Below are 18,505 nucleotides of genomic sequence, written 5' to 3'. Positions count from 1 at the left end.
GTAATGGATGATACCTAGATAGGAAAGCTAAACATTAAACGCCAAACATTGAGCCCATCGCCACGACGATAACTGAATCCGATGCGATCAACACTCAATAATTCACCGCCTAACGGCTTAGAAAAGGCAAGGGAAAAACCTGCCTCATAGCTGCCTGAAACTATGGTATCTTGCTCTATCTCGCTGATAAATCTGAGTTCATTGAAATACCAATAACCCACGGCAAAGATCCTTGGTTGCACCTGCAGATCCCACCATTGCCAGCGTGGTGCTAACCCTAAATCAACACCTGTTTGTAGTACTGCAAATTGATCCGAAAACTTACCATAGTGCTCGCTGTACCCAGCAAAGCGTAATCTCGATACCCACACAGCATCCTGCCCTGCTAAGGTAAAGTCATACAAGCTACTAATCCCTGAGGCGATAATAGCAACGTTATCGTTTTTATCGAAATTAGTGCCAAAACCGATATCTAAATACCCTTCCATTCGAGTATTTTCGCTCGCCTGCCAATGATGCTCAAAACCTGGGGTAACTGTCATAGTACCTATCGACGACGGCAACTCACCTTCAGTGATATCTTTGGCTAAATAATCAAAAAAGCCAAAGGAGATAGGTAACCGTAACCAAGTTTGGCTACCGCTATCTTTCTTCAAATCAAAGCTTAACGGAATGCTAACGACGGTGGCATTTTGGTTTGCAGCGCGGTAAACGCCAGTGCCAAGATAACTACCAAAGGCGTAAACAGAATTTGGATTAGTGCTAGTTTCTATCGGATTACTACCATTAGCATTATTAGGTGCATGATTGATAGAAAAGTCGGAATAATCCGCTTGAGATGCAGATACGAATGTATTTGTAGCAGAGACACTATCGGCAAAGGTGGTAGGAATAACGCTCAGTAATGCCAAGCACATTAGCGACAAGCTTAATAGCAACCGACTGAAACAATGGCTCAATTGACTTAAACCTTCCTCATTTTTAACTCAATCGGTCGACTCTTTATGATGACAAAACTACTTATTTTCATCCATAAAATGATATTCAGACATCATGTGTCCAAGCTCAGTGGATTTAGTTTTTAAGTACGCTTCGTTATAACGATTTTTACCAACTTGCAGTGGTACGCGCTCAACCACTTCGATGCCAAACTCCTTCATCGCTTTCACTTTACGCGGATTATTGGTCATCAAACGCACATGCTTCACCCCTATCTGTTCCAGCATAGGCTTGATCATGTCGTATTTACGCATATCCGCTTCGAAACCGAGTTGCTCGTTGGCTTCAACCGTGTTGGCGCCTTTATCTTGCAGCTCATAGGCGCGAATTTTATTCAGCAAACCAATGCCACGGCCTTCTTGGCGTAAATAGAGGATAAAGCCACTGCCCGTTTCCGCAATATTTTGCATGGCAGCTTGTAACTGAAAACCACAGTCACAACGCAAGCTAAATAAAGCATCGCCGGTTAAACACTCGGAATGAATACGGCCCAACACAGGTTCATCCGCACTGAGCGTACCGAATGTGAGCGCAACATGCTCTTTACCTGATTCGGTATCTTCAAAACCATGCATGGCAAACACGCCCCAAGGAGTGGGTAACTTTGACGTCGCGACATATTTTATCGACATACTTAACCTTAACGACAACTCTCATTCCATGAGACGAATAAGATCCCTAGAAACAAAACGAGGATTAGGCACTTAGCCAACTAAGCGCACTATTCTAAAGTGTTTTCGAACAATCCAGAAATACTTTAGTGTTTTAATCAACTAAACCAAACATGAATGTCTTTTCGATGGGCAGCACGAAGGAATGGATTAAAACGAAGCAGTGCATTAAATACAAGGAGCACAAACACGCGATCGACACTCGATCCCGTGCCAGTGACATCCAATCCCACATTAAAATTTTGCGGGAGCGTATCCAGTAACTTCCGTTAGCCCCATTTCACGGCCGATAGCCGTCATAGGGTGGATTACCACAAGCCCTTTGACAGACTTTTTCAGTTTGCCCATGTCTGCTTGTTCCGCTTTTGTCAAAGCACGATGGAAAGGCAAACCTTTAATATCTGACCCTTGCTTATTCAATAAGCGGGTTTGTTGCCCTTTCACACTGCCGATTTGCTTAGTGACCGCAGCGATTTCGCGTTTGAACTGGGCAATAATGACGTCATCGCCTCTTTGTTCAGCCGCAGCAAGTTTACGACGAAATTTATCTAATTTATCGTTAAGCTGCTGCAGTTCTTGCTTTAAATTCATTCTGTTACCTTAAATTACCTAAGTTAGCCACAGTAAAATCTTAGCCTGATTATGCTAGCGTCTGTGTCAAGGCCTGAGATTATAGCAGCAAGTTACAGATCCTCGTTACCGCTTTTATAACAAACGAATGATCTGATTGCTGCTACCGCGAAACACGAGACTCGGATCGGCAAGACTTTGTTCAAATTTTCCATCCACCAGCACATCAATATAGGCCAACACGGCGCGCTGTTCATCACTCAACTCATCGAGCACATAACCTGTCCACAGCCAAATATCCTTCCCCTTACACTCAACCTTGACTCGTTTGACGAGCGTCAAAATGGCACTGAGATTGACAGGCAATAAAGGATCGCCGCCCGAAAGCGATAAACCACGACGCACAATCCGCTTATCATTAAGATCGGCAATAATCCTATCTTCCATCGTTTTATCAAACACATGCCCAGAACGGGGATCCCAAGTGCTTTGATTATAACAACCGCGGCACTGGTGCTCACAGCCAGAGACAAACAAGGTCGCACGGGTACCTGGGCCATTGACCACATCGATAGGGAAATATTGATGGTAATTCATTGATGGTAATTCATTGATGGTCACTCACAGTGCATTTCATCTTTTAACACTGACACTCATCCCGTGGCACTATTTGATGCCACGGAATAAGTCTAACAGGCAAAATAAGGTAATAGTGTTACAAGTGTTTGATCCTGCGTTTTACTTCTTCTTGCTTGCCATAATTAAAAGGCCGCGCATCAGGACTGCCTAAGTAACCGCACACACGGCGCGTCACAGAAACCCGACTAGGCTCATGATTGCCACACTTAGGGCAAGTGAACCCTTTACTGGTACAACTAAATTCACCGGTAAAGCCACAGTCGTAGCATTCATCAATTGGCGTGTTAGTGCCATAGTAAGGCACGCGGCTGTAGCTATAATCCCAGACGTTTTCCAGCGCTTCGAGGTTATGCTGCATATTGGGATATTCGCCATAACAAATAAAGCCGCCGTTCGCGATAGCGGGATATGGCTGTTCAAAATCAATTTTATCGTAAGGATTTACGCTTTTTTCCACATCGAGGTGGAAACTATTAGTGTAATAGCCCTTGTCCGTCACCCCTGTGACTAAGCCAAATTGCTTCGCATCCAGTTTACAAAAACGGCTGCAGAGACTCTCACTTGGCGTGCTATACAGACTAAAGCCATAACCTGTTTCGGCCTTCCACGCATCGGTAGCAGCTTTAAGATAAGCTACAATAGCAACGGCTTTTTCCCTTAATTGTGCATCATCAAATACATGGGTTTGGGTGCCATAGAGTGCATTCATGGTTTCATGCAGGCCAATGTAACCGAGTGAAATCGACGCGCGGCCATTTTTAAAGATTTGCGCCACATCATCATCTGCCCGTAAACGTACACCACAGGCGCCTTCCATATAGAGGATAGGTGCCACGCGGGCTTTAACACCGTTCAGTCGCTCAATACGGGTATCCAGCGCTTTACGGGCTAATACTAATCTGTCATCTAAAATGCGATAAAACTCAGTCTCATCGCCATTGGCTTCTAAGGCAATCCGCGGCAGGTTTAAACTGACCACTCCCAAATTATTGCGCCCTTCATGCACAAGCCCGCCATTTTCTTCATAGGTGCCTAAAAAGCTACGGCAGCCCATTGGAGTTTTAAATGAACCGGTCACTTTCTCGACTTGCTCGTAGTTGAGGATGTCGGGATACATGCGCATTGTTGCGCATTTGAGCGCCATCTGTTTTACATCGTAATTGCAATCGCCCGCTTTGTGATTAATGCCATCACGAATCGCAAACACTAGCTTAGGGAATACTGCAGTCTTGCGATTTTTACCCAATCCCGCCATCCGCACTTTGAGCATTGATTGCTGAATTAAGCGTGATTCCCATGACGTGCCTAAACCAAACCCAAAGGTCACGAACGGTGTTTGGCCATTGGCAGTGTGTAAGGTATTGACCTCATATTCCAAAGACTGGAATGCATCGTGACATTCTTTTTCAGTTTGCGCCGTGGCAAAGGCTTTGGCATCGGTAATCTTCCAATTAAGGGCAATTTGGTAATGCTTGTCGTAGCTCTTAGCAACAAATGGCGCTAACACTTCATCGATACGGTTGATAGTAGTTCCGCCATAGATATGACTCGCCACTTGGGCAATAATCTGCGCGGTCACCGCTGTCGCTGTTGAAATAGACTTAGGGGTTTCAATTTCGGCATTACCCATTTTAAAGCCGTGGGTCAACATGCCAGCTAAATCAATCAACATGCAGTTAAACATCGGGAAAAACGGAGAGTAATCTAGGTCGTGGTAATGGATCTCGCCCGCTTCATGGGCAGCGACTACATCCTTTGGCAAAATATGACTTTTGGCGTAATGTTTGGCGACTATGCCCGCGAGTAAATCCCGCTGAGTAGGAATGACTTTTGAATCTTTATTAGCATTTTCATTGAGTAAAGCCGCATTACTTTGCTCAACTAAACCACGGATTTCGAGGTTGAGTTTACTGGTCGCTTCACGGCACACATCTCTGTCGTGACGGTATTCGATATACACCCGCGCTAGGGACTTGTACGGCCCTTCCATCAGTAAATTCTCAACCGCATCTTGTAGATGGTGGATATCGACTTCAGCTAATGGCGCGACGCTCTGACTGATACACGCTGCCACTGTCGCTGCATAGTCGCCATCCTCTATTCCAACTGAGTTTGCAGCGGCATTCACTGCATCCCTTATCCTTGTTTCATCAAAAGGTGTGCGGCAACCATCACGCTTAATTACGACTGGCATTGTTCAGTTCCTCTCCATCTCGCCTAAAAATTAACACTACATCTAGTGATTTTAAAAGCATAAAACACAATATGTAGAGCATTAGGCTACAATGACGGTAAGGAGTCCATGATCCAGATCATAGTTTTTAGGATGAAATAAAAGAACAAACAAGAACTGCAGCTAGGCCCAATTATCTGAAAATTGCGCCTTGACCTGCTGATTAAACCCAGCTAGTTGAATGCGTGACAATTTGTGTTTATCACGCACTATGGATGTGAATTAACGTTTAGCAAGCGCAAGATAACTACTGAGTTGGCCCGATGCAGATTGATGTGCCCCCATAGATGAAGCGAGTTGCATCATAGATTTTAGCCCCTGCCACTGCTGCTTTTCAGCATCCGTAAGCGGAGGTTCAGAATTCAAATAATCCGTCAATTGGCTAAGGACTTTCGTGGCCTTCTGGGCTAGCACCGGCGACTGAGCATCATCCATATTGGTTAAGACGCTCTTAGCATCAACTAAGGTATTGATAAGAGGATTATTGGGTGATTTTTTAGCTAATGATTTGATTTCATCATCTAAAAAATCTTGCAACGATTGTTTAGTCGGCGTCGTTGTGCTCGGCACTGTAATACCGTTTTTCGATAAACGCTCGAGTTGCACATCCGATAAAATGCCATCTTTTTGTAAGCGCGACACCAATGCGGGAATATCGGCGACGCCAAATTGACCATCGGCAAAAAAATCCTTCGCCATCGATTGAATTTTCTGTGCGCGTTGCGCCCTTGGCGACAGCGCTATCTCATCGGTTTTACCGTTATCGGGTTTGGTAGCATCCGTCTGCGTTTTATTTGTTTCTATCGTAGTATCGGTTTTAGCCGTGCTCGTCTTTTGGCTATTGGCACCATAGGCATCGGCGATACTGGCACTGCTGCGATTAAGATTAAAGGCATTTAAAATAGAATTCATCGTCAAAAATTCGGCGTCTAAGACTCAATGACGGTTTTAAAGCAAAAACTAAGCCAATCAAGTATTAATCAGTGCAACCGCTGAGTTAATAGCATCACTATGCATAAACCAACTTATATCTAGGACTGTATATCTTCGATCAAGGCAAGACATTGCCGCCTTAGTAAATCGAGTGCCTCAGCGTCCATCTGCACTTTATCTAGTAAGGTTTGCTTCAAGGCAAGAGCTTCGTGCCTGATACCCTCTCCTTGACTTGTCAGAGTGATCAGCTTTTTCCGCTCATCTTCAACGCAGGCTAATCGCGTAATCAACCCCTTCAACTCTAACCGCTTGACGATTGGCGTTAGGGTTCCCATATCGAGTTTAGTCGCCATTGATAGCTGGGTTTGGCTGCAGCCGTTTTGACGCCACAGGGTTTGCATCACTAAATATTGAGGGAAAGTTAACTCGTATGCCTCGAGTAGAGGCCGATAAGCACGCACTAATGCATTGCTCGCAGAATATAACGCGAAACAAACATTATCGGATAAACAGAGTGGATCGCTAGAAGCTTGGCTATGAGTCTGTTTTGTAGCGTCTAGCTCAGGTTGAGGTAAGCAATTCTGCACGTTTAAGCGCCTGTCATTTAAACATAACGCTATCTTATCCGATCTGTCCCACCGCATCTAGTTTGCGCGCAAACTATTTGCATTCAATCTTAAAGCCACGTAGAGTTAACATCATTCGTTTGCGCACAAACAAAAGGTGAGTTTTTATGAAGAGTATGACTGAAACCCGTGAAATCCATCTAGCTAGTCGCCCAGAAGGCATGCCTACGGCACAGAACTTTACTTTAGTAAATAAAGCATTAGCACCGCTCGCTGATGGACAAGTGCTGATTAAAAATCTATGGATGTCGGTTGACCCTTACATGCGCGGGCGCATGGTTGATCGCAAGAGTTATGTTCCGCCCTTCGCCTTAAATCAAGTCTTAGAAGGCGGTGCGATTGGTGAAGTTATAGCGTCAAAAAACACCGAGTTCCCGGTTGGTACTAAAGTCAGCAGCATGCTAGGTTGGCGTGAACACGCAGTCACAGATACCGCAGGACTGACAGCTTTACCACGAACTACGCTTGATAATTCACATTTCCTCGGCGTACTCGGAATGCCAGGCATGACAGCTTGGACAGGACTGACTCGCATTACAGATTTAAAAGCGGGTGAGACACTGTTCGTTTCCGCAGCCTCTGGCGCAGTAGGTAGCGTAGCCTGCCAAATTGGTAAACTAATAGGTGCTCGTGTAATAGCCTCTGTCGGTTCAGATGAAAAAGCTGAATTATTAAAAAGTTATGGTGTTGATGCGGTCATCAATTACAAAACTTGTGGCAATCTCACCCAAGCGTTGACAAAAGCAGCCCCAGAAGGGGTTGACGTGTATTTTGAGAACGTCGGTGGCGAGCATTTAGCCGCAGCGCTGAGCAATATGAAAGATCATGGACGTATCGCTGTTTGCGGTATGATTTCGCAATATAACAACACAACTCCAACACCTGGCCCTGACAACTTAGCACTAATTGTAATGCGAAAACTCAAGTTAGAAGGTTTTATCGTATCCGAACATTGGGCGCATTATCCTGAGTTCACCGCAAAAATGGCTCAATGGTTAGCGGAAGGTAAAGTCAAAGCAGAACAAACAATTTATCAAGGGCTTGAACAAGCACCTGATGCTTTTATCGGTCTATTTGAAGGTAAGAATCGCGGTAAAATGTTGGTAAAACTAGCCTAAGTCACCAACAAAGCGGTATAAACATCTCAATATGAGATAGCAAATAGTCGGTATCGCAAAAGTGATACCGACTTTTGTTTATCTGGCAATCAAACGCTATCTATATAAAACTTTTGACTCTACATTTTGCCTCATCAGCCCTTCCAGAGCGCTGCTTCAATCAAGTGGGCGACTTTCTCCACCGCCGCTTCGCCGGCGGCAATCGCCTCATCAGCACGATGAAACTCCATAGTGCCGATATTTCCCACCTCTGGCACAATACAAATATCTGGTGGATCGCCCATCAACCGCGCCCGTTTATGCCTTTGCTCTAAAATACCCATAGATTGCGACATCACAGCAATCATCCCCGGATTCGATTTAGTGCCGAGCGAAAACTTATCGGTTAGGTTACTGACATAATCTCGGCCACGGGCAAATAAATCCATAAAGCCCGTTTCTTGTCGCGCTGGCATATCCATTTCAGCTTGGACAGTCCTTTGGCTGGTCATATTCACGGGTAACACTTGGATACGCCCAGAATGATAGCCATATAAATCCACTGCAATCACCACATCAACGCCCATGGCGCGGCTGACCGAAACAGGAACAGGATTCACTACAGCACCATCGACTAACCAGCGTTCTCCTTGTCTGACAGGAGCTAAAATCCCCGGCATGGAGCAAGAGGCCCGTACCGCTTGCCGTAAATCCCCTTCAGTAAACCAAATTTCCTGACCAGAGTATAAGTCAGTCGCGACGGCTGCAAAGGGACGATTGAGATTCTCAATATTCACATCTCCTATACGTGCATGCAGCACATCGAACACCTTGTCTCCGCCGATAAGCCCGCCCTTACGCCATCGAATATCCATCAAGCCAAGCACGTCCCAACTAGAAAAACCGCGCACCCATTTTTCTAACTCGGGTAAATGATCATGGGCGTAAGCGGCACCCACTAAAGCCCCTACCGAACATCCAGCCACTTTATCGGGCTTAATACCCATGGCAGCTAAACCATTCAATACACCTATATGTGCCCAACCTTTCGCCGCCCCACTACCCAAGGCAATACCTACCGAAGGGGTTGTTCCGTTAGCCATAAATCATTTCTCCTGTAACTCAATGCAGTACACGATAACGTAAAATCCTGCCATATCCACTGTCAATCGGTAAAAACGACACAATTAAGAGGTTGTAATACCAATGTAAATAAATACAATCAACAGAGCATAAATGGCACACTTTCTACATCAATCCGTGCATGAAGCAGAGATAATCACCGATGTGGATAGCTGAGCAAGGGCGATTAAGGCTATAATCTGCCCTTACTAAGATTTAGGGGATATACCTTTGCAATTTACCGATTTTTCTCTGGACCAGCGTCTGCTTCAAAGCATAAAACATATGGGGATCACAGAACCCACCGCCATCCAGGAACAAGCACTGCCTATCGCATTGGCAGGTAAAGATTTAATGGCGTCATCAAAAACGGGCTCAGGTAAAACCTTAGCGTTTTTGTTACCCGCATTGCAAAGAGTCATTTCTACCCGCTCACTGTCGAAACGTGATCCTAGAGTCTTGATTTTATTACCGACTCGCGAACTAGCACATCAGGTTTATAGTCAGCTTCGCCTGCTTGTCGCCAACACCCAATACAAGGCCATCAGCGTACTGGGCGGTGAAAACTTTAATGACCAAGCCAAAGCCTTAGCGAAAGAACCGCATTTTATTGTCGCGACTCCAGGCCGTATCGCCGATCATTTAGAACAGAAGCATCTTTTTCTCAATGGCTTAGAGTTATTAGTCCTCGATGAAGCCGACCGCATGTTAGATTTAGGCTTTGCACCGCAACTAAAAGCGATCAACGATGCAGCAGATCATAAACGCCGTCAAACGCTGATGTTTTCTGCCACGTTAGATCACGACGAAATCAATGATATCGCAGCAACATTACTAAAAAATCCAGCACATGTGGCGATTGGCGCGGCTCACTCTGAGCATAACGATATTCATCAACGTATCTTTTTATGTGACCACTTAGACCATAAAGAAGCGTTATTAGCCCGTTTGCTCAAAGATGAAACCCATAAACAAGTGATCATCTTTACTGCGACGCGTCCAGATACTGAGCGCTTAGCAGCTAAATTAACCGCGCAAGGTTTTGCAACCGCCGCACTAAGCGGTGATTTAAAGCAGGCCGCACGAAACCAAATCATGGACCAATTTGCCCGTGGCCAACAACAAGTCCTAGTGACGACCGATGTCGCCTCTCGTGGTCTGGATTTGCTCAATGTGTCTTTGGTCGTTAACTTCGACATGCCTAAATTTGCCGAAGAATACGTGCATCGTATCGGCCGTACTGGTCGTGCAGGCGCAAAAGGTGATGCGATATCGCTCGTCGGGCCAAAAGATTGGGACAACTTTAAGAAAGTCCAAGTCTTCCTCAGAAAAACCTTTGAGATCAGCACAATTCCAGGCCTAGAAGCTAAATTTAGTGGTCTAAAAAGCAAAGCTAAACAAACGCCAGTAAAACGTGTTGCTAAAGCGGAGCTTGCTAAAGGTAAGAGCAAAAGAACCAAAGCAACCACACCAGCACCGTCGCGGGATAAGCGTTTCATCACGGGCGTGGATGTCGGCGATGCTCCTATGCGTAGAAAACCTGCTGCGGCGCAATTACTGCAAGACAGTGATACTGAAGAAGTTTAAAACTAATTTATGCATAAATGCCGATGGATTTAACATCAGATATTATCTCTGATACAAATCACATAGGCATGATCTAATACTGGAAATTGATATACTAAAATTATCAGTCTGTCGCCAAGCGAATCAAAAGCGCATGGTAAACGCTGATCCTGAGGTCATTTCCAGCTACAATAGCGCTATTATCGATATTTTGAAGGTGTAACATGAGAGTTTGTGGTGTTGAATTAAAAGGTGGCGAAGCCATTATCAGTTTATTGAGTTATGAAGGTGAAACCTTCAATGTGCCAGAATGCCGTAAGGTGTCTTTCACCGTTTCCCAATCTGCTACCACAGAAGCTATTCGTGAGTTTCACTTCGCTTTTCATAAGCTTATGCAAGATTATCGCGTTGATGAAGTTGTCATCATAGAACGTGAGCAAAAAGGTAAACTCGCGGGTTCAGCGACAAGCTTTAAACTTGAAGCAGCAATTCAATTAGGGGAATTACCTGTCAGTCTATTGTCTCCTGTCACTATCAAAGAGCAAAACAAGCGCAATCCCCCCCAAGTTGATTTCGATAGTTTAGATCTTAAAAAAGTACAGCAGTTAGCTTTCGAAGCCGCTTATGCCCATCAAAATCGCCGAATTTTTGGCAAAGTCTAAGTAATGTGATGAACTCAGGCTCCGAAGTCATTCGGAGCTAAATCCTCTATGAATCCATTAAAGTACTTAAACGGTTACAGCCTTGATATTCAACAGCAGGTACAGCAACATCTCGATGCTGGCACATTACCCAAGCTATTGCTGAAACGTCATCCTGTCATACATAGCGTTCGTAGCGATAAAGCGCTGTACGACTATACTCAGACGATTAAAAATCAATTTTTACGCCAGTCCTCACCACTCTCAAAAGTGATATTTGATGACAAAATTAATATTAGTCATCATGCACTTGGCTTGCATTCCTATGTAGCACGAGTTCAAGGCAATAAAATCAAAGCGAAGAACGAAATTCGCATTTCTTCGCGTTTAAAGCGTGTGCCAGAACCTTTGTTGCGTATGGTTGTCGTACACGAATTAGCCCATTTAAAAGAAAAAGATCACAACAAAGCTTTCTACAATTTGTGTACTCATATGGAGCCGGATTATCACCAGTTTGAATTTGATTTGCGCTTATTATTGACTTGCATCGACGCTAACATATCCCCTTATTCTACAGATAAAATCGACACCTAACCTTCGTATATTTTTCACCCAAAACTTGACTGATAATAGTTTTCATTTAGAATGTCATAGTATCTAGCGCTGCAGAATACTGTAATGACAATGACGAAACAGAATATCGACAAACTCTTAAGCAAGTGGTGTAAAAAGCAAGCTAAAAAGCTACTCAAAACACAGGTTAAATCTGTTTCAAACACAGGGAACACTATTACATCCTCATCACATCTACGCGCGCAGACTGATAAATCTTTGAAGAATAAAAAGGCTCAACGAAAGCACCTCACCCAATTACTCTCTAAGCATATTGCTCAGCAAGAATTTGCCCTTAGCAATAAATCAACACTCAAAAAACAATTAAAACTCGCAAAAGCTAAGTTTATTGCCGCAAATGATGCGACATTTTCATCGACTATTATTACTCGACTTTCTCCTTTACCCACAGAACACAGCTTTGCATTACGCCCCTTTAAAAAATCCCCCTGCGGTGGCTGTCCCGCATTAAAAGGTAAATTGTGCAAGTGCGCATTAAAAGTGATGCAAAGGCGCCACGCAAGCTGATAGGCACTATTTAGCACTGCATATTTGGTTCTCTGTTCAGTCCTTAATAAAAAACGTTATAAGCTCTTCAGCCGCACAATTTTCCTCTTCACAACCTTTTGAATGACTCGCTATAACACTTATAACTGAAGATCCTACCTATTTTATCCCTTATGTTTTATCGCCACGACTTCGAATCGAACAAATTTTAAGCTTTTATACAACTTGAACAGTACTCGTGATAGCAGGAAAATGTCTACCATAATAAGTATTGTGGAAACAAAAATGCCGATGAAATTTTCATTCCATCGGCATTGATAAATTCTTCTAGAAAGTCAGTGCTATTGTTTATTCAAACTTTGATACTATAAATTCTATTAGCTTAGGTTTAGCTAACCTAAGTTCATTATAGCTTCACGACTCTTCACCATATTAGTGAATGTGCGTAAATCTTGATTCGCTAACTTGCTCGACATAGGAATATCGGCTTTCAACGGATCAACAGGTTTACCATTGATATGGAATTCATAATGCAAATGTGGACCAGTCGAACGACCTGTATTACCAGATAAAGCAATCACTTGACCGCGAGTTACACGTTGGCCTTTACGCACTAACGCCTTAGACAAATGTAGGTAACGGGTACGGTACTTACCACCATGTTCAATCACAATATACTTACCAGCAAACTGATGGTCCGTAACTAAACTGACAATTCCATCACCAGGTGCAATAACTTTAGTCCCGATCGGCACAGAAAAGTCTGTTCCATTATGGGGAGAAATACGCCCAGTGATTGGGTGTTTGCGATGGCTGTTAAAACGTGAACTCATACGCGGTTGTTTAGCTAACGGATAACGTTGGAATGCCCGAACTAAACTCTGACCTTTAGCATCATAATAACTGCCATCAGAATATTGATATGCACTAATTTCAGAACGGCCACTTTTAATACTGACGCCTAAAATTTGGCTACTTCCCGTCGGTTCACCTTCAACATATTGATCATTTACCAAAACTGAGAATTTGTCGCCAGCTCGTAAATCACGGGCAAAATTCAATTTTTCTTTGAGTAAATCTTCAATTCGCTGAATATCTGCAGCGGCTAAACCCATTTTTTGGGCTGAAACGTAGAAAGAACCTTTAATATCACCAGTCAAAATTCGATTTTGCCAAACACCTTCAACGTTCACTTCTTCAACATTAAAACTACCGTCTTCATAACGTGTAAAAACCACTTGGCGGGCAGCGTTAAAATAAAGTTCTAATTTTTGTAACTGGCCTTCACTATCAAGCCAAAATTGCATTCTGTTACCAGGTAACAGGGTATCAAGTGCCAAAATGTTTAAATCAGCTTCTAAAACCTTATACATAGTTTGCTGATCAACACCCGCCTTGGAAAATAAACCACTTAAGGTATCACCGGAAACGATAATTCGCTCAAACTGGGGAGCATTATTAATGAGTGCAGCTTGATCTAGGACTTCAAGTTCAGAAACTTGAGGGAGAATATTTTCAATATCGAGAACAACAGGGATACGCTGAGCAGTTGGCGTAACATGGTTATTATTCGGCATCAACATCGCAGCACCCATCAACAAACTACCCATTAATAGAATGTTCTTTTGGGTCGATGATAAGTTCTGCAAACGGGTTTGCGATAAGTTGATAAAGTTGGGTTTGCCTGTTTGCAACGCTTTTCACCTTTCGTTAACTTTGCGTTCTATTTTTGACCAGTCCCTTTGAGGGAAGCCCGAATTTTTTCCAACTTATATCAAAAAACCGATTATGACAAACGCTATTTCACTCTTTTGTTGTACCATTAATGAAAAACATGCGCTAGTTGGCATTTCCAACTCACTTTGTGTGTATTATCCGAATGTTAAACACACAGGAGATACAATAAATAACACTTATAAAACAATTTGTTATTTATCGCACTCTGTGAGAATGAGCAACTAAGGCAAAACTATCGTCATTTCGCTCCCATGTGAGGTTTTATTGATGTCGATGCGGGTATTTATCTGCTCTTTCATTTCCGACACGTGCGAGATCACCCCTATCATGCGGCCAGAGGATTGCAAATCCATCAGGGTCCGAATGGCCAGTTCTAAAGAATCTTGATCTAAACTGCCAAAGCCTTCATCGATAAATAAAGTATCGAGTTTAATACCACCTGCATAGGCTTGCACTACATCAGATAGGCCTAGCGCCATAGATAATGCTGCCATAAAACTTTCACCACCGCTTAAGGTGGCCACAGGACGCACTTTGGAGGTATAAGCATCTTCTACTTCCAATTCGAGCCCAGAAGCTTTGTTACCCTTTGCCCTATCTTCCTTACGTAGTAAACGATAACGCCCTTTGCTCATTAGGTGTAGCCTGTGGCTTGCCTCTAACAACACATCGTCAAGCAGTACGCTTAACACAAACCGTTGCAGACTGATCTTATTACCTGTATTTCCATTAGCGACATCTGCAAGGGTGCCGATAACCGCATATTCATCTTCCAAAACCTTAGCTTTTGCATCGGCAATACTCAGCTGGGTTTGAGTTTGCATCAGTAATACTGTGCGAGTGTGAAGCAACTGCCATGCATGCTCGGCAGCGTGTAATGCTTGCTGCGCGAACTCAAGCTCAGCAGCCAGCTTAATGCTATCAGGTGGCACTTTATCCTTAAGCCTAAGCGCTAACTGCTCGCACTGTGCCTTAGTCAAAGCACTGCGCTGCTGGTAAGCCTCAATCTCGCTGGCTAATGCACGCTGTTGTTCTTCATCGATCATGGCCTCAAATAAGGCCTGTTGATCGGCAAAACCTGCTGCGACTAATTGCTGATTGAGTTGCTGCTGTGCACGCGTTTGCTGGGCTAATGCCGCCTCAGCAGCATTTTCAGCACCATTAAGTGCCGCTTTAGCCGCAACAAAAGATTGGCCAGTCTGTTGTTGGAGATCCCTAACACTAGCAATCTGTTGCTTAATTTGGCTGATACTTTGCTGATTTTGCGCGATTGCTGCAGTTAAGGCCTCAAGCGTTGCAAGCGCAGATGGAACACTTTGCTGCATTTGCGCTAACTGCCCCTGCAATATATCCACTTTAGATTGCAGTGCACTGTCGTGTATTTGTCCTTGCTCTAGCTTTTGTTGTAGATGCGTTTCCTGTGCGTGCAACAATGCAATCTCTTGCTGTAACAGCTGTAACTGCTGATGGGCTTGCTCCGCTTGAGTGAGTGAAAAAGCGTATTGCGACAAGGTATGTGTATGTTCGTCTAAAGGAATATCAACCGTAGTGCCCAATTGGACCGCGAGATCTTGTGCTTGCTGTTGCAAGGTTTCTAACTGCGTTTGTAGCCCACGATATTCCGCTCTGGCTTTGCTCAGGATTTCTTGAGCATTCGTTTCAGCCTCAAGTGCTAATTGCAGCGCTTCATCACTTGGGAGTGGCTCTTGGCTTTGTGCTGGCTGTGGATGTGTTTGGCTTCCACAAACAGGGCAAGGTTCATCTTGCTGTAATTGCCGCGCTAAAATAGCGGCCTGTCCTTGATGCCAAGTCAACAATAAGGCTTTATATGTAACCTGTGCTTGCTGATGCTGAGCACTGAGTTGTCGCCCTTTGACTTTAGCCTCAACAAGTTTTGCCTGTGTGGACGATACCCTTGCCGCCACTTGTTGCCATTGCTGATAGGTAGACAATAACTGCTGTTGCTGCTGGTGCGCTTGTTGCAATGAGAGGCGAGTTTCGCTATTGGCCTGTAGTTGCGGCAGAGCGGATTCCAATTCACGGCGTTTTTGGACTACAGTGGCTAACTCATGTTTGCTGTTCTGAAGTTGTGTTTTCGCGCTAATGAGTTGCGTTTGCTCTTGTTCAAGGGTTTTATTAAGCCTATCCAATTCCCTGAGCTGCGGCCCTAAGGCATTCAGTTGCTGTTTAACCTGTTCCTGTTCGAGTAACGACGCTTCCAACACGGGTAAATCAGCGGCCTTAAGCTCTGCGTTATCGAAGGCTTTTTTAGCATGGATTAATGCTGTTTTCGCATGTTCAAGGGCAAGACTTGCCGCCTTGGCTTCCTGCTCACGGGCCACAAACACCTCAAGCATGGGTGCCAAGTGCTGCGCCTGTTTAGCCAAATTCAGTTTATAGGTTTGCGCAGCCATGTTTTCTTGCTGTGCATCAAGCGCAGCAACCGTTTGAGTTAAGGCATCAAACTGCGCAAATTCGGCCAATAAATGCTGGGCGGCATCGCTGGTTTTTATCACCCATTGTTGCTGCTGTAATGCTTGTTCTTTCGCACTTTGGGCAGTTTCAAGTTCTGGCGTGAGCTTGGCTAATTCACAGCTAAGCTCGTCATCGGATGCCAAACCCGCACTTTGTAAAATGCCATCACGGCGACTGCGTTGATCTTTCACTAAGGCGCGGATATCTGCAGCCTTACTTTTTAAGGAATCTTCAATACGTCGGTATATATGCGTTTGAAATAGCTGACTAAATATCAGTTCTCTGGCTTTAGAGTCTGCCATTAACAATTCGCGAAATTTTCCCTGTGGCAACACCATCACTTGGCGAAACTGCTCCACATCGAGGCCAGTTAAGGCTTCAATCTCAGCAGTTGCCTCAGAGACTTTGCTCACTACAAGCAAACTTTCATTACCCGCGGCGTCTATCTTATATAACTGAGCTTCGGGCTTCTGCACCGTTGAGCCGTCACCGCTTTTTTTAACCCTGTCTTGCTCTGGCACACGGCGAATACGATAACTGCTATTACCCAACTGAAAACTAAAAGTGACTTCTGTTAGCAGACTATCATCGGCCATATCGCAGCGCATCTGGCTGCCTTCACGCTCATTACCTGTGGTTTTGCCATAGAGGGCAAAGCAAATACCATCGAGCAAGGTCGTCTTACCCGCACCAGTGGGTCCATTAATCAAAAATAACGGATTAGTCCCTAAGGCCGTAAAATCAAGTTGTTGCGTCGATGCAAAGGGGCCAAAGGCTGACATGGAAAGGCTAAGTGGTCTCATGCTTGGCGCTCCTCATTGTGTAGCTTAGTCAGGAGTTCATCCATCACAGCTTGCTGTGCTTGTGTTAATGACTCGCCGGACACTTGAGAGAAAAAGTCACGGAACATGTCCATCTCGCCTTTTTTGATATGATCTCGGCTCAAGGTGACTTGTTGCTGCCCCGCCATCAGACCAGTCCGCTCTAAATGCAGCACATTAGGGTAAACTGCTCTCAATTTTCCCATAGCATCTAAAATGGCATGTTTATCAAGGAGTCTGACCATAAGGTAGTCCTCACGCTTGATATCCGTTTTACCTTGGGCGAGTAATGTGGCTAACTCCCCTTCTAAGATACGGACATCGCGTATCGACGTTAATGGCAATAAACTAATTTTAATCGGCGTTTGCGCGCTAAGTTCGACTAAGGTCACCGACTTATGTTGATGTTGTTCGCTAAAGGAATACTTCAAAATCGATCCTGAGTAGCGCACATGCTCTGCACCTTTGTATTGCGGTCCGTGCAAATGCCCAAGAGCGACATAATCAAACTCAGTAAATAGCGTTGGCGATATTTTATCGGCGCCACCAATGCTCAGTGGTCGCTCAGATTCTGACTCACTGCCACCATCCAAAAAACAATGGCTTATCACCACTTTCGGCAAACCTTGGCTATCATGCTGGCGTACTTGTTCAAGCAATAGCGTCATTGCGGCCTCATGGCTTGTAGCCTCACACTCAAAAACTTGGCGCACTGTGGCAGGTTCGGCATAGGGCAAGGGATAAAACACCACATCACCGCTTGAACTCAATAAAGTAATGGGATGAATGTCAGCACTCAAAGGCCCAATAATATGTAACCCACTTGCCGCCATTTGTTTTGCTGCAAAACCTAAGCGCTCGTGACCATCGTGGTTACCCGCAATCATAATGACTTGCAGGCCTAAATCATGTACTAAGCGGTTAAGCACATCATCTAACAGCGCGACCGCATTCGCAGGCGGAATCGATCTGTCATAAATATCCCCCGCCACAATCACGGCATCCACCTTGTGTTCATCCGCTAGAGCAATAATTTGCTCGAGCACAAAGGCTTGATCATCCAGTAGTGATTGGTTGTGTAATTGACGACCTATGTGCCAGTCCGAGGTGTGGATAAATTTCATAATCGCTCTTTTAAAGAAGTGGTGGCGCTAAACCCGAGCGCACATGCCGCCCGTCGATGCAGATAAGACTAGCAAGATAGATACTGCACTTATATCAATCGGATTAAATATGTACACAATATTTAAAATACA

The 18,505-nt window shown here is 44.4% G+C and carries 16 protein-coding genes; 5 read left to right on the top strand and 11 right to left on the bottom strand.

Annotated elements, in window-relative coordinates; genetic code table 11:
* Positions 1-14: 14 nt before the first annotated feature.
* From L5M29_RS06230 to L5M29_RS06200, 7 genes are all read right to left on the bottom strand, one after another.
* Positions 15-959: a hypothetical protein gene (locus tag L5M29_RS06230; protein WP_263166786.1), complete on the bottom strand. Its 945-nt coding sequence runs from the start codon at positions 957-959 to the stop codon at positions 15-17.
* A gap of 57 nt (positions 960-1,016) precedes the next feature.
* Positions 1,017-1,631: a GTP cyclohydrolase II gene (gene ribA, locus L5M29_RS06225; RefSeq protein ID WP_006087423.1), complete on the bottom strand. Its 615-nt coding sequence runs from the start codon at positions 1,629-1,631 to the stop codon at positions 1,017-1,019.
* A 273-nt stretch (positions 1,632-1,904) separates the two neighbouring features.
* Positions 1,905-2,261, bottom strand: coding sequence for a YibL family ribosome-associated protein (locus L5M29_RS06220; protein WP_028760414.1), 357 nt, complete (start codon positions 2,259-2,261; stop codon positions 1,905-1,907).
* A 114-nt stretch (positions 2,262-2,375) separates the two neighbouring features.
* Positions 2,376-2,837: an anaerobic ribonucleoside-triphosphate reductase-activating protein gene (nrdG, locus tag L5M29_RS06215; protein ID WP_263166784.1), complete on the bottom strand. Its 462-nt coding sequence runs from the start codon at positions 2,835-2,837 to the stop codon at positions 2,376-2,378.
* A gap of 118 nt (positions 2,838-2,955) precedes the next feature.
* Positions 2,956-5,073, bottom strand: a complete 2,118-nt coding sequence (gene nrdD / locus L5M29_RS06210; RefSeq protein WP_263166782.1) for an anaerobic ribonucleoside-triphosphate reductase — start codon at positions 5,071-5,073, stop codon at positions 2,956-2,958.
* A 261-nt stretch (positions 5,074-5,334) separates the two neighbouring features.
* Positions 5,335-6,024: a hypothetical protein gene (locus tag L5M29_RS06205; protein ID WP_263166780.1), complete on the bottom strand. Its 690-nt coding sequence runs from the start codon at positions 6,022-6,024 to the stop codon at positions 5,335-5,337.
* Positions 6,025-6,143: 119 nt separating this feature from the next.
* Positions 6,144-6,632, bottom strand: a complete 489-nt coding sequence (locus tag L5M29_RS06200; RefSeq protein ID WP_105252906.1) for a MarR family winged helix-turn-helix transcriptional regulator — start codon at positions 6,630-6,632, stop codon at positions 6,144-6,146.
* Between the two features lie 146 nt (positions 6,633-6,778).
* Between L5M29_RS06200 and L5M29_RS06195 the strand changes: the two genes are divergently transcribed.
* The gene (locus tag L5M29_RS06195; protein WP_263166777.1) at positions 6,779-7,789 is read left to right on the top strand and encodes an NADP-dependent oxidoreductase; all 1,011 of its coding nucleotides are present in this window, start codon (positions 6,779-6,781) and stop codon (positions 7,787-7,789) included.
* Between the two features lie 134 nt (positions 7,790-7,923).
* On the opposite strand, the gene rssA is transcribed toward L5M29_RS06195, so the two are convergent.
* On the bottom strand, positions 7,924-8,871 hold the full coding sequence (rssA, locus tag L5M29_RS06190) for a patatin-like phospholipase RssA (RefSeq protein WP_105252908.1): 948 nt from the start codon (positions 8,869-8,871) through the stop codon (positions 7,924-7,926).
* 250 nt (positions 8,872-9,121) lie between these two features.
* Here rssA and L5M29_RS06185 point away from each other — a divergent pair, with 250 nt between their 5' ends.
* From L5M29_RS06185 to L5M29_RS06170, 4 genes are all read left to right on the top strand, one after another.
* Positions 9,122-10,477: a DEAD/DEAH box helicase gene (locus L5M29_RS06185; protein ID WP_263166775.1), complete on the top strand. Its 1,356-nt coding sequence runs from the start codon at positions 9,122-9,124 to the stop codon at positions 10,475-10,477.
* 203 nt (positions 10,478-10,680) lie between these two features.
* Positions 10,681-11,118 carry a DUF3010 family protein gene (locus L5M29_RS06180; RefSeq protein WP_028760422.1) on the top strand — a complete coding sequence of 146 codons (438 nt, stop codon included), beginning with the start codon at positions 10,681-10,683 and terminating at the stop codon, positions 11,116-11,118.
* 48 nt (positions 11,119-11,166) lie between these two features.
* Positions 11,167-11,691: a M48 family metallopeptidase gene (locus tag L5M29_RS06175; protein ID WP_263166774.1), complete on the top strand. Its 525-nt coding sequence runs from the start codon at positions 11,167-11,169 to the stop codon at positions 11,689-11,691.
* A gap of 90 nt (positions 11,692-11,781) precedes the next feature.
* Positions 11,782-12,237 (top strand): hypothetical protein, encoded by a 456-nt coding sequence (locus L5M29_RS06170; RefSeq protein WP_168824106.1) that lies wholly within the window; start codon positions 11,782-11,784, stop codon positions 12,235-12,237.
* Positions 12,238-12,608: 371 nt separating this feature from the next.
* Here the strand turns inward: L5M29_RS06170 and L5M29_RS06165 are convergent, their stop codons facing one another.
* From L5M29_RS06165 to L5M29_RS06155, 3 genes are all read right to left on the bottom strand, one after another.
* Entirely contained in the window at positions 12,609-13,910 is a 1,302-nt protein-coding gene (locus tag L5M29_RS06165) for a peptidoglycan DD-metalloendopeptidase family protein (RefSeq protein WP_263166771.1), read from the bottom strand.
* A 264-nt stretch (positions 13,911-14,174) separates the two neighbouring features.
* Positions 14,175-17,231 carry an AAA family ATPase gene (locus L5M29_RS06160; RefSeq protein WP_263166770.1) on the bottom strand — a complete coding sequence of 1,019 codons (3,057 nt, stop codon included), beginning with the start codon at positions 17,229-17,231 and terminating at the stop codon, positions 14,175-14,177.
* Complete coding sequence (locus tag L5M29_RS06155) at positions 17,228-18,373, bottom strand: exonuclease SbcCD subunit D (RefSeq protein WP_263166769.1); 1,146 nt, start codon at positions 18,371-18,373, stop codon at positions 17,228-17,230. Before L5M29_RS06155 ends, L5M29_RS06160 begins: the two co-directional genes overlap by 4 nt.
* Positions 18,374-18,505 lie beyond the last annotated feature (132 nt).

Source organism: Shewanella sp. SM95, from assembly GCF_025653595.1.
Taxonomy (GTDB): Bacteria; Pseudomonadota; Gammaproteobacteria; order Enterobacterales; family Shewanellaceae; genus Shewanella; species Shewanella oncorhynchi.
Note: the sequence above shows the minus strand (reverse complement) of the source record. Positions and strands in the feature narration are given on the sequence as shown.